This window comes from Fortiea contorta PCC 7126, assembly GCF_000332295.1.
Taxonomy (GTDB): Bacteria; Cyanobacteriota; Cyanobacteriia; order Cyanobacteriales; family Nostocaceae; genus Fortiea; species Fortiea contorta.
In genome coordinates, this window is sequence record NZ_KB235930.1 from 3,708,898 (window position 1) to 3,725,044 (window position 16,147).

Annotated in this window: 13 protein-coding genes, 1 tRNA gene, 1 other RNA gene and 3 pseudogenes; 13 read left to right on the plus strand and 5 right to left on the minus strand. The window is 41.9% G+C overall.

The features are described 5' to 3' along the window. Positions 1-71: 71 nt before the first annotated feature. Positions 72-1,364: pseudogene (gene kaiC, locus MIC7126_RS27795) on the plus strand (circadian clock protein KaiC); the annotation flags it as partial. A 21-nt stretch (positions 1,365-1,385) separates the two neighbouring features. Here kaiC and MIC7126_RS0117080 read toward each other — a convergent pair. Then, the gene (locus tag MIC7126_RS0117080; protein ID WP_017654381.1) at positions 1,386-2,528 is read right to left on the minus strand and encodes an IS4 family transposase; all 1,143 of its coding nucleotides are present in this window, start codon (positions 2,526-2,528) and stop codon (positions 1,386-1,388) included. A gap of 107 nt (positions 2,529-2,635) precedes the next feature. Here MIC7126_RS0117080 and MIC7126_RS0117085 point away from each other — a divergent pair. From MIC7126_RS0117085 to MIC7126_RS0117105, 5 genes and pseudogenes are all read left to right on the plus strand, one after another. Then, positions 2,636-2,920, plus strand: a pseudogene (locus MIC7126_RS0117085) (ATPase domain-containing protein); the annotation flags it as partial. A 100-nt stretch (positions 2,921-3,020) separates the two neighbouring features. Beyond that, a complete protein-coding gene (locus MIC7126_RS0117090) occupies positions 3,021-5,048 on the plus strand; it encodes a TolC family protein (protein ID WP_017654382.1) in 2,028 nt (675 codons plus the stop codon). A gap of 165 nt (positions 5,049-5,213) precedes the next feature. Continuing rightward, a complete protein-coding gene (locus MIC7126_RS0117095; RefSeq protein ID WP_017654383.1) occupies positions 5,214-5,591 on the plus strand; it encodes a hypothetical protein in 378 nt (125 codons plus the stop codon). 286 nt (positions 5,592-5,877) lie between these two features. Continuing rightward, positions 5,878-6,381: a hypothetical protein gene (locus MIC7126_RS0117100; protein ID WP_017654384.1), complete on the plus strand. Its 504-nt coding sequence runs from the start codon at positions 5,878-5,880 to the stop codon at positions 6,379-6,381. A gap of 46 nt (positions 6,382-6,427) precedes the next feature. Further along, positions 6,428-7,207 carry a photosystem II electron transport protein, Sll1252 family gene (locus tag MIC7126_RS0117105; protein ID WP_017654385.1) on the plus strand — a complete coding sequence of 260 codons (780 nt, stop codon included), beginning with the start codon at positions 6,428-6,430 and terminating at the stop codon, positions 7,205-7,207. Positions 7,208-7,305: 98 nt separating this feature from the next. Here MIC7126_RS0117105 and MIC7126_RS0117110 read toward each other — a convergent pair whose 3' ends face one another. Beyond that, positions 7,306-8,082 carry an SDR family NAD(P)-dependent oxidoreductase gene (locus MIC7126_RS0117110; RefSeq protein ID WP_017654386.1) on the minus strand — a complete coding sequence of 259 codons (777 nt, stop codon included), beginning with the start codon at positions 8,080-8,082 and terminating at the stop codon, positions 7,306-7,308. Between the two features lie 243 nt (positions 8,083-8,325). Here MIC7126_RS0117110 and MIC7126_RS0117115 point away from each other — a divergent pair, with 243 nt between their 5' ends. From MIC7126_RS0117115 to MIC7126_RS31585, 3 genes are all read left to right on the plus strand, one after another. Continuing rightward, a complete protein-coding gene (locus MIC7126_RS0117115; RefSeq protein ID WP_017654387.1) occupies positions 8,326-9,819 on the plus strand; it encodes a hypothetical protein in 1,494 nt (497 codons plus the stop codon). A 47-nt stretch (positions 9,820-9,866) separates the two neighbouring features. After that, positions 9,867-9,940: transfer RNA gene (locus tag MIC7126_RS0117120), tRNA-Val, on the plus strand. A gap of 29 nt (positions 9,941-9,969) precedes the next feature. Beyond that, complete coding sequence (locus MIC7126_RS31585; protein WP_017654388.1) at positions 9,970-10,407, plus strand: hypothetical protein; 438 nt, start codon at positions 9,970-9,972, stop codon at positions 10,405-10,407. Here the strand turns inward: MIC7126_RS31585 and MIC7126_RS29495 are convergent. Beyond that, positions 10,291-10,683 (minus strand): endonuclease domain-containing protein, encoded by a 393-nt coding sequence (locus MIC7126_RS29495; protein WP_338010318.1) that lies wholly within the window; start codon positions 10,681-10,683, stop codon positions 10,291-10,293. The two genes, MIC7126_RS31585 and MIC7126_RS29495, sit on opposite strands and share 117 nt — an antisense overlap. Before the next feature lie 382 nt (positions 10,684-11,065). Further along, positions 11,066-11,701 carry a helix-turn-helix domain-containing protein gene (locus MIC7126_RS27805; protein ID WP_017654389.1) on the minus strand — a complete coding sequence of 212 codons (636 nt, stop codon included), beginning with the start codon at positions 11,699-11,701 and terminating at the stop codon, positions 11,066-11,068. 317 nt (positions 11,702-12,018) lie between these two features. Here MIC7126_RS27805 and MIC7126_RS27810 point away from each other — a divergent pair, with 317 nt between their 5' ends. Next, positions 12,019-13,179, plus strand: a complete 1,161-nt coding sequence (locus MIC7126_RS27810; protein WP_017654390.1) for a calcium-binding protein — start codon at positions 12,019-12,021, stop codon at positions 13,177-13,179. A gap of 134 nt (positions 13,180-13,313) precedes the next feature. Here the strand turns inward: MIC7126_RS27810 and ssrA are convergent. Then, positions 13,314-13,704, minus strand: a transfer-messenger RNA (tmRNA) gene (gene ssrA, locus MIC7126_RS28870). Between ssrA and MIC7126_RS29960 the strand changes: the two genes are divergently transcribed. From MIC7126_RS29960 to rppB, 3 genes and pseudogenes are all read left to right on the plus strand, one after another. Next, positions 13,705-13,956, plus strand: coding sequence for a hypothetical protein (locus tag MIC7126_RS29960; RefSeq protein WP_017654392.1), 252 nt, complete (start codon positions 13,705-13,707; stop codon positions 13,954-13,956). A gap of 298 nt (positions 13,957-14,254) precedes the next feature. Beyond that, a pseudogene (locus MIC7126_RS27815) lies at positions 14,255-14,695 on the plus strand (winged helix-turn-helix domain-containing protein); the annotation flags it as partial. Beyond that, positions 14,692-16,035: a two-component system sensor histidine kinase RppB gene (gene rppB, locus MIC7126_RS0117155; protein WP_017654394.1), complete on the plus strand. Its 1,344-nt coding sequence runs from the start codon at positions 14,692-14,694 to the stop codon at positions 16,033-16,035. The pseudogene MIC7126_RS27815 and the gene rppB, both read left to right, overlap by 4 nt. Positions 16,036-16,147: the final 112 nt, after the last annotated feature.

Genomic DNA, 16,147 nt, shown 5'->3' on the forward strand with positions numbered 1-16,147 from the left:
AAAAATTTGTTGGACATCTCCAAAGATTAGTCATAAAGAAACTGGGTTTTATTCACGTTTTTGATCAAGCAATGAGTCAAAAAGATCAAACAGACCAAAACAACACACCATTGACTGGGGGTGTAGAAAAAATCCGCACAATGATTGAGGGATTTGACGATATTAGTCATGGTGGTTTACCTGTTGGGAGAACTACCTTAGTCAGCGGTACTTCGGGAACAGGCAAAACCCTATTATCTCTGCAATTTCTCTATAACGGTATCACCTACTTTGATGAACCGGGAGTATTTGTTACTTTTGAAGAGTCGCCCAGTGATATTATTAAAAATGCCTATGTTTTCGGTTGGAATTTACAACACCTCATTGAGGAAGGTAAATTGTTTATTCTTGATGCATCTCCTGATCCTGAGGGTCAAGATATCGTTGGCAATTTCGACCTTTCAGCATTGATTGAACGCTTGCAATATGCGATTCGCAAGTACAAAGCCACACGAGTTTCGGTAGATTCCATCACAGCAGTCTTTCAGCAGTATGAAGCAATGGGGGTAGTGCGGCGGGAAATTTTTCGCTTGGTAGCACGTCTGAAAATCCTCAATGTCACCACCATCATCACGACTGAACGCACGGAAGAATACGGTGCTGTAGCCTCTTTTGGAGTAGAAGAATTTGTCTCCGATAATGTGGTAATCGTCCGCAACGTTTTAGAAGGTGAACGCCGTCGGCGCACCATTGAAATTCTCAAATTGCGTGGCACAACTCACATGAAAGGTGAATATCCTTTTACCATTACTAACGATGGCGTCAACATTTTCCCATTAGGAGCGATGCGCTTGACACAAAGATCCTCGAATGTTCGGGTATCTTCTGGTGTCAAAACCCTAGATGAGATGTGCGGTGGTGGTTTCTTTAAAGATTCTATTATTTTGGCAACAGGCGCCACAGGTACTGGTAAAACTCTGTTAGTCAGCAAATTTATTCAGGATGGCTGCCTCAGCGGTGAACGGGCAATATTATTTGCTTATGAAGAATCACGCGCTCAGTTGTCTCGCAATGCTTCTTCGTGGGGAATTGATTTTGAGGAACTAGAGCGCCAAGGCTTGCTCAAAATCATCTGCACTTACCCTGAGTCTACAGGATTAGAAGACCATTTACAAATTATTAAGTCGGAAATTGCTTTCTTTAAGCCAGCGCGGATTGCAATTGACTCTCTCTCAGCCCTAGCTAGAGGCGTGAGCAATAATGCATTTCGGCAGTTTGTTATCGGTGTGACAGGTTACGCGAAACAAGAAGAAATCACTGGTTTTTTCACCAACACCACAGACCAGTTTATGGGTTCACATTCGATTACTGATTCTCATATTTCCCTGAAGGGGAGACGAAATAAGCTACAATATAGATTCAATAAGCTTCATGGCTCTTAAACCTTGTTGATAATGCTTCCACTTATTACGATTAATTCTCATTAATTGTGTGACTAAATCAATACAGCTATCCTTGAAATGTACCCATGTTTGACCATATAAGCCGATATAAAAACTACTGTGTCTCCGTTGAGAACGACTCCTTTCTTTAATCCGAGCTATATATTTTTGGATTCCTTTGCGTTTAATAAGTTGACCATTAATTGTTGCAGAGGTGTAAGCGATCGCTATCAACAAAACTAGAGAAATAAAACGTTCACCTTGAACATTAGTGTTTTCTAAGTTATAGCCACCTGTTTTGAAATCTCTAAACATTTCTTCAATATCAAATCGCTTTTTGTAAGCAGCAATTGCTGACTCTAGGGTGTCAAAATTTGTTAAAATAAACCATGCTTCTTTGGGTGCTACTCCGTTAATTTTACGTTGCCACTTACCAGCCACATTAAAACTGATAAAACCCTGAGTCTTTGTTACCTTAACTCCCTTGATAAAAAAAGGTACTCCAGGAGTTAATCCTAAACTGCTTAACTCCATAAACATATCTTGTTTAATTTCTACAAATTCATTCTTTTTCAATCGCAAACAAAAATATACATCCTTGCTCTGAAGGTACTTTGCTAGTTTTACCGAGCAAAATTCTCTATCCCCCAACACACAGATTTTATAATCTTTCAATATTGCTATAACTGGCGATAATATTTTCTGCTGTTCCGTGAGATTACTACTACCTAATTTGGGCAGCAAACTAAAATATATTGGTATGGCTCTTTTATCCCAAATCACGCTGACCATTAATAAGTTTATCCGACTCCAATTAGTCCTATCAATTGCTATATAAATAATTTTTTCATTCTGGAAGTAGTTTGCTATTAGTTCTTGAATAATTGGCAACCAAACTTTTTCAATTGTGAGATTTGGTAATGATAAAAATCTTTGTATTCTTTTTCTTCTGCTTTCAAATTTAATTCCCAAAGGTAGCGCATTCGCTAATTTTTCTAAAGTTACTTCTTTGATTGACTGCAACAGATGTATCAAAATTTTTAGCAACAGATATTCTGCTAAACTCAATTGACTTTTTAAGTGCTTTTGGTACAATATAGCTAACATTATCATTAAGTAGGTCTTATTGACAAAACTAGACCTACCTTTTTCTATCACAAAACGCTACCCATCTTATACACCAAGCTTTTTAGGCTGTTTCGTCTCCCCTCCAGCATATTTCCACGATTACCGACACGATTCTCATGTTGCAATACGTAGAAATTCGTGGAGAAATGTCTAGAGCAATTAACGTCTTCAAAATGCGGGGTTCTTGGCATGACAAGGGCATCCGCGAATATAATATCACTGCCGACGGCCCCGATATTAAAGATTCCTTCCGGAATTATGAGCGGATTGTCAGCGGTGCGCCTACCCGCGTTAGTATCGATGAAAAAGCGGAACTTTCTCGCATCGTCAGACGTTTTGAAGACAAACAGAACTCTGATTCCGAAATTTAGTATCGTACTATATCCTTTTCCCAATTTAGTGTCGTGCTATATTTCTTTGGTGAGGAAAAGTTTTCTGCCGCCAGAATTGATTTTTGTGTGAGGAAATGCGGTGAAAGGACAGCAATTATTCCATAGCTTTTTGCCTAGTGTGACAGCAGCGGTATTGACAACGCAGCCTACTTGGGCTGCTAGTGTGAAAGTAAATGGAGTAGAGCTGGTGTCTTCTCCTAGCGTTGTGACCTCTACTCATGGTCAAGCAGTGGTTGCAGATGCGACAAAAGCGCCCTTCGGCGCCGCCAGCAAGATTACTTCTAGCGCACAACCATACCCTGAGTGGATTTTTGATCATCTCCAGCCTACAGTCCGGGAAACGAGGTCAGGTTTGACAACGGGTCAAACACCAAAAGCAGGTAACAGTCAATTTTTCAGTTTGGCTTCTCCCTCTTATCCAATTCAGCAGCCAAACCAAAATTCTGCTGTGAAACCTCCTGCTGTACAAACAACCTTTGCTTTGATTTCTGCACAGCCACAAATCAACCAAAACAATTATTCTCCACCCCAAAACACCTCGACAAGTAAGCATTCCGCCGCCAAGTTGTTGGAAACGGCTAGTTGTACACGAGGAAAAGCTGCTGAATGCTTACAAAAAATTAGCTCAGAAAATTGGTTAGCTCAAAATCCTCCCACTCAACCAGGAAATATTAACCCTGTTGTGCCTACAGCACCAGTGCAAATCCCGCCGACAAATATCAACCCTGTTGTGCCTACAGCACCTGTACAAATCCCGCCGACAAATATCAACCCTGGGTCTACAGCACCTGTACAAATTCCCGATAGCTTGAATCAAAATCCCAACCCGCTATTATATCCTACCAAGTCAGAGGAAGTAGTATCACAAAGCAACCAACCGATTACTTTGGCTCAGGCTTTAGAATTGGCGCGCCGAAACAACCGGGATTTACAAGTGGCAGAATTGCAACTAGAACGTAGCCGGGCGGCTTTGAGAGAATCCCAAGCAGCTTTGTTTCCCACAGTGGGGATTGAGGCTAATGGTAGCCGGGGGCGGTCTTCTTCATCTACATTAAATGAAAAATTGGGAGGCCCACGAGCCCAAGACACAACTTCGTTCTCTGGTCAAGCACAACTGCAATATAATATTTACACTTCTGGTCAACGGCAAGCGAGTATTCGGGCGGCTGAGGAGCAGGTACGCATCAGTGAATTTACTGTAGAGCGCCAGTCTGAGGAAATTCGCTTGAATGTTTCTACTGAATATTACGATTTACAACAAGCGGATGAACAAGTACGGATTAATACATCGGCTGTGCAAAACTCACGAGTTAGTTTGAGAGATGCGGAAGCTTTAGAACGAGCTGGGGTGGGTACTCGCTTCGATGTGTTGAGATCCCAGGTGAATTTAGCAAATGCAAATCAAGATTTGACTAATGCCTTGTCTCAACAGCAAATAGCTCGCCGTCGTTTGGCAACTCGGTTAAGCTTACCACAATTAGCGACAATCACTGCTGCTGATCCGGTGCAATTAGCTGGACTTTGGAATCAGTCATTGGAACAAAGTATCGTCTTGGCTTTTCAAAACCGTCCAGAATTGCAAGAACAGTTAGCACAACGCAACATCAGTGAACAACAGCGGCGTCAAGCTTTGGCGTCACTAGGGCCACAAATCAGTTTAGTGGCTAGCTACGATTTGCTAGACAGGTTTGATGATGGTGTGAACATCAGCGATGGTTATTCTTTGGGAGTTAGGGCTACCCTAAATTTGTTTGATGGGGGCGCCGCGAGAGCTAGAGCCGCGCAACAACGAGCTAATATAGCGATCGCAGAAACCAATTTCGCTAGCCAGCGTGACCAAATCCGCTTTCAGGTAGAGAACGCTTTCTATACTCAAAGGTCTAATTTAGATAATGTTCAAACCTCGAATACAGCTTTGGAACAAGCGAGGGAAGCTCTGCGATTAGCACGTTTGCGTTTTCAAGCAGGCGTTGGGACTCAAATTGATGTGATTAATTCAGAAAATGATTTGACAAGGGCTGAAGGTAATCGCGTCAGAGCCATCCTAGATTATAACCGCGCCTTGGCTCAGTTACAGCGCTCTGTCACATCCAGGGCATTTCGATAGCATTTTTTAGCTTTTTAGTCAAGGTAATTGGTCATGGGCAAAATTTTCATTACCAATTACCAATCACATTAGCCGTACCTTCCGACTAAAGACTCATATTTTATAAAGATTATAAAAATTGCAATAACATAGCTGAATGTTTAAGCGTTCGGCTGGCTAAAAAATATGACCACAGTTACATCCAAAGAAATAGCACAGTTTCGCTCTCAGTTGGCAGATAACCCAGCAGCAATGGAAGTACTAGATTTGATAGAAGACTGTGAAGGCGATTTAGAAGATGCAGCGATGACCCTAGCGATTAGAGTCGGACAACAACCAGAAAGAGCAAATTCAGAGTGGTTAGATGCTTTAGCCAGACAGTGGCGGTCTGTAATTTGTGAGCAAGGATTTCGAGACGATTTGCTCAATGGGTCAGTGCAAGAGATAATGGAATATTTAGTGTCAATGCCAACTTTTCCCAGAGTTTTAGCAACACCAGTTTTAATATACGTCCTCAAGCAAGGCGTGAACAACTTCTGTGAGCCACTGGATTCGCTACAGTGATGAGGGACAGGTTAACACAAATGTGAAAAATCGCCAATTCAGCCTTGCTTCTTGACCTTTGACGAAGAAAAGCAAACGTTTAAAGCCGAGTGGAATTATGGGCGGCTTACTTTTCCCAATTACCCATCACCCATTACCCATTACCCATCACCCATTCCCTATTCCCTATTCCCTATTCCCTGTTCCCTGCTGTAGCCGATTATCAGAAATTAGGTACAAGATTGATTTGAGACTGATACCCTGTTAATTAAGGGAGAAAGTTTATCAGAGGCTGTTTCTTAAATCAATGAATTACCTTGTCGCCGTACTACCAGACCGCATCCAAGCAGAAGCTGCTTATTTAGGATTAGAAAAAGAAGGCATAAAAAGTACTATCCTAGGCAAAGGTTACAAAACTGCCGATGAGTTCGGCTTGATTGACCCAAAAGAGCAAGCCAAAAAGCAGGCAAAGCTGATGGTGTTCTGGCTAGTACCATTCGGCTTTTTCGCTGGTTTTACCTTTAGCTTAATCACTGGCTTAGATACCTTTGCTTGGGCGGGTCAAATTGGTAATCATATCATCGGTGGACTGCTGGGTGCTGTCAGTGGCGCAATGGGCGGTGTATTTGTCGGTGGTGGAATTGGTTTATTTGTTGGTAGTGGCGATGCTTTACCTTATCGCAACCGCTTAGATGCGGGTAAATATTTAGTTGTTGTTGAAGGTTCAGAAACTCTGACTCGTCAAGCAACCAGAATCTTACGTCAGTTTGAGCCAGAAAATATTCAGGGCTATGCTGACACCGGGAATTAGAGAATGAGGAAGAAATAACAAATAACAAACTACAAAAATTGTCAGAATGTTGCCAAGAGAAGAACTTTTAAAGAGTGTTGAAAATCGAGATAGTGTCGCCCGTGTGATTGATCAAGCGGAACAAGCTATAAAGACGTGGGAAGTCGTGGCGACGGATTTTTTGTCTCCGCCGGAATTGGCGGAAATTCAACGGGTGTTCAGTCGGCTGACAGAGGTACAGCTAGTGAATTGGGGCGGGTATCCCCAAGCCGAACGCCAAAGAATAGCGATCGCCCGCGCCGAAATTCCTCTAGATCCATCCCAAGTTGACTTGGTGCTGCTAGAAATTGCGGGAAATTTTCTGTTTGACACCGCTACACACCGCGACTTTTTAGGCGCAATGCTGGGGACAGGAATTGTCCGCGAAAAAACTGGAGATATCGTGGTTTTGGGTGAGAGGGGAGCGCAGGCGATCGTCGCCCCAGATTTGGCAGAATTTCTAGAAATGAATCTCAACCAAGTGCGATCGGTTCCCGTGAAAACTCGGCAAATTGATTTTAGCGAGTTAAAAGTCAGGGAACCGAAGAAAAAAGAATTAACCACTGTGGAAGCTTCATTGCGATTAGATGCGATCGCCTCCGCTGGTTTTGGTATGTCTCGCAGCAAAATGGTTGATTTAATCGACTCTGGAGATGTCCGCGTCAATTGGAAGGAAATTACTCAAGCGAGTTCTCAAGTCAAATCTGGTGATTTAATCGCCATTCGCAGCAAAGGACGCTTAGAAATTGGCGAAATTGCTGTCACTAAAAAAGACCGCTACCGAGTTCAATTAACAAGGTATATGTAGTGGGTAATTGGGAATTGGTAATTGGTAATTGGTAATGGGTAATTGGTAATTGGGTCAACAAAAGCCAAATAACCAATCACAAATAACCAATAACCAATTCAAGCTTTAAACTGTTTTTCCAACATATTTACTAAAGCGTCTCGCGGGACTAATGCAGATAAATTTGTGATCATCTTACTCAAAAAACTGCCGCTGACTACGGTAGAATTTCCCTTTTCTAAAGCAGTGAGAGCATCTTTTACTACTTCTTCTGCAGTTGATATTTTATTAGTTTTGCCTGTGAAAGATTGGGGAAAATCAGCTTCAGTAAAAAAGTCTGTTTCTGTAGGGCCTGGACAAACAACTAAAACACGCACACCATAGCGACGGTTTTCTGCCCAAAGTGATTGACTAAAACTGAGCACAAAAGCTTTACTAGCCGCATAAACAGAAAGATATGGTATTGGTTGAAATCCGGCAATAGAAGCGACATTAATAATGCTACCAGCACGGCGTTGACGCATCGGCGGTAGAAATTTATGAGTTAAATCTACTAATGCCAAGATGTTTAATTGCACTATCTTGACTTGCTTTTCTCCATCCCGTTCAGCAAAGTCACCATAGTCGCCAAAACCAGCATTGTTGATTAACAAATCAATAGTTAATCCCAGAGATTTTGTGGCATCAAATACTGCACTAGCAGCATTAGTTTCTGTTAAATCTTTAACTATAACGTCTACTCGTATATTGTATTTTTCCTGTAATTCTTTGGCTAATTGATTCAGTTTTTCTTCGGAGCGAGCTACAAGAACCAAATTTGTTTGACGTGCAGCTAGTTCTTCGGCGAAAGCTTTACCAATACCACCAGATGCACCAGTAATTAAAGCAGTTGTCATGAACACGTTAGGGGTGAGAGGTGAGAAATTAGATGTTACGGGTTACAGATGAGGAGGTGAAAATATTTCCTAGTCTTTGACCCATAGTTCAATCCCATTATAGTTATTAACAATACTTATCGTTGTTTTATGGTAGTGGCGTACTCAAGCGATATACCAAAAAAGTAACAGTGACACCTAGTAGCTTAAGTAGTTTCTCAACAAAAGTGGGAAAACTAGAATCATAAGTTACAGAGTTAATCTATGTATCGTCTGAATAAACGGGCTTGGGAAATTTTGGCTGCGGAAGTTCAAAGATGTAGTGGTAATGATCAAATCAGTAAAATTGAACAGCAAATAGTCAATAAGCGATTAGAAAAATTGCGTTTAGAAACAGGTTCACCAGCAAAGTTAGAAGAATTGCGCGACGCGGTTGTAGATGTGTATCCGCAATTTAGCGAGAAGGTGCTCAAGCAAGCTACACAAGCTAATCAGCCGCCGGGAGTGTTCACCAAAATCAAATGGATAACTATACTTTTGGGTAGTTCAGCCGGGGTGTTGTGGGTGGTGAATTTGCCTTATCCGATGATTCGCTGGCCTGTGGCTAAAGTTGCGCCCATTTTGCTATTGCCTAGCTACATAAGTATGAATCATCACTATCGTGGAGCAATTAAAGATTTAGAGCAAGCGGATCAGTTGGTAAATAAAGCTACTAGCCCGGCTGATATTGAACTGGGGGGAGAGAAAGTTAAAGCTGCACAACAACATTTGGATAATTTGCCGGTTTGGTTTTTGGGATATTATCCGCAGTCTTACTGTAATTTATTTGGTTGCAGTTGGCAATTTACCTTAGATGAGTTTGAAACTGCTCGGCGTCAAGCGGCGCGAATTGATGCCATAGTTTTTCAAGACAAGAATGCTTTGACACCATTAGCTGAAGCGGAGCAAGCGCTGAAGGTAGCGCAGCAGCATTATGAACAGGCTAATAATACCAAAGAGCGAGAAAAAGCGATCGCTTCTTGGCAAACAGCTTTAGATCAATTAGAGCAAATCCCAGCAGCAACATTAGCAAAAGACACAGCCCAAACTAAACTCAAAGCCTACCAACGCGATTTTGACAATGCACGTAATGGCACATTAATTCTCGCTGCTCAAGAATTTGATGTAGAAGCTGAGAAAATCCAACCAACACAGCCAAAAGCTGCATCTGATTTATGGGAGCAAGCAATTAACCGCCTCAATCAAATCCCTACAGAAAATCCTCGTTATTTGGAAGCGCAAAAATTACTAGCAGCATACCAAGTTAAGCTCAAAACTGCTGTTGAACCAAGAGGCAATACATATATTGAAGCAGCGAAGCAATTCGCCCTAGCAGCCGCCAAATCGTCACAAAACCCTCCCCATTCTCCAGATAAGTGGGAGCAAATCGAAAAATTATGGCACAAGTCAATTGACCAACTGGAAAATATTCGTGCTGACGAACCGAATTATGTAGCAGCGCAAAAGTTACTAGCAGAATATCAAACTAATTTAGGCATCATCGAAACTCGGCGAAAAGCAGAAACCGCAGCCCAAGCGACCCTCAAAGAAGCTCATCAACAAATTCAAAGTTTGATTGCTTCTCCTCCCTCCGAGCCACAACGCCTCAAGGCAGAAATCCAAGGTATTATCAATCTGCTCAGAACTGTGAAAGCGGGGACAACAGCTTATCCAGAAGCACAAAGATTACTGATATCGGCACAAAAAAGATTGCAGTAGTGAATTTTTTAGAAAATCTATGCTATATTTGATAATCGTGTGGTTAAGGACGTATAGCTCAGTTGGTTAGAGCGCTACGTTGACATCGTAGAGGTCACTGGTTCGAATCCAGTTACGTCCATCATTTTTTTGTATAGCGGCTAATTGTTTTTGATATACCGACCAACCGGGAGGTGCGGTGAGTGTGTCAAAATTGCTTACGCCGAAACAGCAAATGCGTACCCCGAAATAGCAAATGCTTACGCCGAAATAGCAAATGCTTACGCCGAAATAGCAAATGCTTACGCCAAAATAGCAATTATGCTCGCCGAAACAGCAAATGCGATCGCTGAAATAGCAAATGCTTACGCCAAAATAGCAAATGCTTACGCCGAAATAGCAAATGCTTACGCCGAAATAGCAAATGCTTACGCCAAAACAGCAAATGCTTACGCCGAAATAGCAATTATGCTCGCCGAAATAGCAAAAGGGTTAGGGTGGGGTAACATCCCTCAACCTACAAATAACTTCCCTAATCTTATCCACCGCACCATCAATATTTTGATAAACTTCTTGATTTGTAAATCTCAAAAACCTCGTACCTTTTGATTCCAAAAATGCTTGGCGATCGCGGTCATATTCTAGAACTTCATCTTGATAGTGACTATCACCATCAATTTCTATGGCAAGTCTCAATTCTGGAGAATAAAAATCAACTACAAATCTGTCAATACTGTATTGTCTGCGAAATTTACAGCTTTCAATTTGTTGATTTCTAAGTTTTGCCCAAACTAATTTTTCAGCTGGGGGCATATTGTTTCTGAGAGTTTGCCGTTTTTGCTTTTCTGAGGTTTGGTTATACAGTTTTGTCATCAGCGTTTTCATATTCCTGGACTGTGCTTATTATTCCCAGGATTACCCCCCTTGGAAAGGGGGGAGACAAAAAAATTAAGTTCTCTCGCCTTGATAAAGGGAAATTAGAAATTCAGTTCCCTCCCCTTTATAAGGGGAGGGTTAGGGTGGGGTAATTCAATAACTTGCGTGTACACCGTCGCCTTTTTAAGGAGGAGCTAAAACTTTTTACCCCCTAATTTTTCGGAAATTGAGGTTAATGCTGTTGAAGCTTCATCATTGATCAAATAGTCTCTTTAATACCATTTCACTGCCGAAAACTAATTTTAATTCCCCATCTTTACTTACACCTATAGAGAAATCAACACAAATAGGCAAGAGTTAGAGCAAGTTATCCTAACTAATATCACATCAATTAACGAAAAGAAATACCTGACATTTTTAGTTTTTCTAACACAGTTATCATCGCTTTGAAACGGGTTTGCACTCCTAGTTTTGAGTAGACATGCTCTAAATGCTTTTTGACAGTGCGATCGCTACAACCAAAAACCTCGGCAATCTCTGCATTCGTCTTACCTTGCATTACCCAAAACATCACTTCTGCTTCCCGCTTGGTTAAGCCTAAGGACTCTATTGCTCCTATTGATAAATAACATAATTTTATTTCTTCTAAAAATAAGATATATTCATCACTTTTTTCATCAATAATCATGCGAATTGTCAGTTTTTCATTCTCTTGGATCACACAGAAAAGCAAGCTATGGGCTGGGTCTTCATACGGGTGTGTTAGGAATCTAATTTGATTGTTTAACCATGTTTGTAAGTTTTCTGGTAAGCAATTGATATCTAAAGAAAAATCGTCAAAATATTTGTTTAATAATCTCCTGGCTGACTGGCTCATAAATTGGAATTGACCAGTATCAGAAACGATAATAATATTTAATAATTCTATTACTCTCTTAATCTGCGCTAACTCTTGCTCGGCGCGGATAGATGCGATCGCGCTTTGATAAGATTGACGCAGTTTAGCATGTGGAATGTTGAAATCCATACAAACCCCGCATTTGTGAGAGGTGGGCTTTTGTCCGTGCTAATTGCATATACGACCAGAATTTTTGATTATGCATCTACTTTGTCAAAATATTTCTACACAAAGTCTACACATCTAAAATCACGTGCCGATTTAGAAATTCTGCACTTATCTATAGGTGGAAGTTTTATGAATTATGCAGCCAGATGTAAAAATTTTAGACTCGATGAAACTTGCACAAAAAAGTACGTTTTTTGTCGTATTGTCAGCAAAATTTTCCTTTGATAATCTACAAACAAACCACATCAGGTTTGTAACTTACATACAGGAGAATCACAATGGCTACTATTTACGGCACTTCCTACAACGATGATGGCGTGACTCGTCCAAAACTTATTGGTACTGAAGCTGCAGACACCGTATTCGCAGGAGCGGGTAATGATGTTGTTGAAGGTAGAGGTGGCGACGATTTTCTTTACGGCGATTACGGAAACGATATCATTTACGGTGGTGCCGGTAACGATGTGATTATCGGTAGTTGGGGTAACGATTATCTCTACGGCGGTGATGGCGATGATGAAATTGGTTTCAGCAGCTACAACGATGAAATCGGTGATGACTATATCGAAGGTGGGAACGGTAACGACAAGATATGGGCTGGGACAGGTAATGATACTGTATACGGTGGTAACGGTAACGACTATATAGAGGGTGGTACTGGTAATGACTCCCTCTATGGTGACGCCGGTAACGACACTATATACGGTGGTGATGGTTGGGACTCTATATCTGGCGGCGATGGTTACGATACCATATACGGTGGTGAAGGTGATGACTATATCTCCGGCGGTAACGACGGTGACACATTATATGGCAATGAAGGCAACGACTCCATTGGTGGTGGCGCTGGTGCAGACTTTATAATGGGTGGTGCTGGTAATGACTGGCTATTTGGCGGTGATGGTAACGATGCTATTTTCGGTGAAGCTGGTACCGACTACCTATTGGGTGAAGCAGGCGATGACTACCTTAACGGCGGTGATGGCGACGATTACCTTTATGGTCAGACTGGTAACGATGACTTAAATGGTGGTGGTGGTAATGATCAGCTCTATGGTGGTGGTGGTAGCGATCGCCTTAATGGTTATGGCTTCTTGATCAATGATGCCTCTCAATTTGACACACTCTACGGTGGTGATGGATACTCCCCCGACAACACAACCGACTACTTTATCCTCGGCAATTATGCCGGCACTTTTTATAACGAAACTGGCGATGGTTACGCTGTAATCGCCGATTGGGAACCGGCATATGACTATATTGAAGCCTATGGTAATGCTAGCCTCTATGAACTGGTGAAGACCAATAGCGTTGCGGGTATTGGGACTTCCGCTATCGATACGGAAATTTATTACATAGGTGGTGGTGGACGCGATCGCATTGCAATTGTCCAAGACACCACCGATGTATTTGTCTCACGCGATTTCCAATTTGTTTAGATAGAGCCAATTTGTTTAGATAGAGTTCGATATAGCATTGGCTAGAGACTTATTTATAGCTGTAGTCAAATAAACTGAATATAAACAAAATCCACCTCACACAATACAGTGTAGGTGGACTTGTTTGTTATCTTTAGTGGATCCGAGCAGAGTCGAACTGCTGTCCAAATTGGGTATTGACCCCCCGCTCATTCACAGGTTTAGCCTTTCTGACCCTCAAGGCGGGAATCGTTCATTATCCCGAACGTAGGATGCTCTGATTAAGTCTTAGCTAGCAAGCCAATCAGAGAACACTTGCTAGAGCATCCGTTGGGGGTTGGTCTTTAGTCCTTAACGGAGTCAAACTAAAGACGCTCGAACCTGTAAGAGGTGTTTTAGGCTGCTACTAGAGCTTCCCGACGAGCAAATTTAACGATGTTATTCGCATTTACTTTTTGTTTGAGCCTTTGATTTGCGAGAGGAGACTCACTCTCGACCTGAATCACAGAGCAGCGTTCGCCAACCTGTCGAAACCGTGACGGACCCATGCGCTTCACAATCTCTATTATAGTTCGCGGTGGTGGTAATGTGTTACAAGATGACAAAGAAATATTCAACTTTCATTCCGCACCCTTAACTGTCATGAGCCAGACTACAGGCAGAGTTCGCTGGACAATTCAAGACGTGGCGGCGTTACCTGATAACGAATGGATTCGTTATGAAATTATTGATGGAGAATTGTTTGCGGTGCGATCGCCATTAGACTTCTTGCAGAAGTCGGGAACTCTTAACTCTTAACAGGTGAACCAGCGCGGTCTTCTCCCAAGGGGAGACGCCAAGGGCGATAGCGCAGCGTTAGCGAGTCATCGAGCGTCTGGGGGTTTCCCCCATGAGCAACTGGTGTTAGCGTAGCGGTAGCGAGTTTACGAGCGTCACCCGAAGGAGAACAGAGAGTAGAAAAGGTACTTTTGCAAGAGGTTTATTATTTGCAAATAGCAAACGACAAGCGATCGCTCTTCAACAGGGAGATGCAGAAGAGAGTGCGTTAGCGTAGCTTAACGAAGTTATCGCTCCACCCACGCTACAAAATTTGGGGATGGAAGATAAAGTTACGGGGCTGGATGCGGGTGCAGATGACTACTTGGTAAAGCCATTCGGCATGGCAGAATTACTGGCTAGATTGCGGGCATTGCAGAGGCGATCGCCCCAATTTCAGCCCCAAGAATTAACTGTTGGCAACCTGACTCTTGATTACGGTAACAATATGGTTGTTAGTCAAAATATTGCAGGTGATAAACAGGAGATTTCCCTAACTAATAAAGAGTTTCAGCTACTAGAGTATTTTATGAAACACCCAAACCAAATTGTAACTACTGAACAAATTCGCAATCAGCTTTGGGAGGTGAGTGCAGAACCCATTAGTAATGTGGTTGCAGCGCAAATGCGTTTGCTGCGTCGCAAACTAGCTAATAGTGGGTGCGGGAATATGATTGAAACTTTGCATGGTACAGGATATCGTCTCAATCTCACGCCATGAATCAAAATAAACTGTTTAAGCAGACCAGCCTGCGTTTAGCATTGTGGTATGCGCTCGTTATGGCTTTGATTTTAAGCTTGTGCGGATTTGGTATCTACAGAGCGATTTCCCATGCCCATTGGATGACATTAGATCGAGAACTGGAGTCTGTTGCTGGGACACTGCACGACAGTATTGAACTAAAATTACAACAACCCGGTGAATTAGAACCAGTTATACAGCAGCTTTTACCCAATATTTGTGTAATTGATAAAAGCTGCATTCAAGAGCAATTAAGTTCCAAACGCCATATTTTAAGCGCTATCAATCAAGGTAATTATTATGTGCGTTTTTTCGATAATTCTGGACGCTTGATTGCTCTAGCCGGAACTTATCCAGATGGATTAGCCGTAGCCTTTAACAAGGAACTTTGGCAAACTCTCAAAGACAGCAAAGGACACTTCTACCACCAAATTTCTTTTGTTTTGCACACCCAAGAAAATCGTGATTGGGGTTACATTCAAGTAGGGCGAAGTCTGGCAGATTTCAACAGTTATCTTGTGGCTGTGAAACTAACTTTAGGATTGGGATTACCAATGATCATAGTTCTGGTTGGTGTTGCTAGTTGGTGGTTAGCTCTTTTAGCAATGCAGCCAATTTATCGCTCATATAGACAAATTCAACAATTTACAGCCGATGCTGCACACGAATTACGAACACCTTTAGCAGCAACACAAGCGACGGTAGAATCAGCCCTTTTGATACCCCAAATAGATGAAATAGAGGCGCGGGACATTCTGCAAACTCTACAGCGTCAAAATCAGCGACTCACAACGCTGGTTACAGATTTGTTGCTGTTAACTCGTCTAGATCGTCAACCAGCACCAATGCAACGAGACATTTGCTGCTTGGATGATATTGTTAACGACTTAATAGAGGAATTTGCCGCCTTGGCGATCACATCTGATGTAACATTAACATCTTCAGTACGGGTGTCAACTTCTTTAGATGTCATTGGTAATGCAGATCAGCTTTATCGCCTGTTTTCTAACTTAATTATCAATGCAATTCAATACACACCAAAAGGAGGAAAGATAACCGTTTGTCTAGATCGCAGTGACCATTATGCTGTGATTCAGGTTCAAGATACGGGTATTGGTATTCCGCAGCATGATTTGACTAGAATTTTTGACCGCTTCTATCGAGTAAATAGCGATCGCTCCCGTAGCACTGGCGGTTCTGGATTGGGATTAGCGATCGCCCAAGCAATTGTTTTAGCACATCAGGGCAGCATAGATGTGCAAAGTGAATTTGGTATAGGTAGCACTTTTACTATTAAGTTAAGCTGTTCCCTGCCATAGTTTGCAATAGCAACATCACCTTTATTTTTAATTTTTTTCTTCTTCAAAAATAAAAATAGCTAATCGCTAGTTTTCAAATCACCAGCAATTAGCTATTAGTTATAGTTAGCAA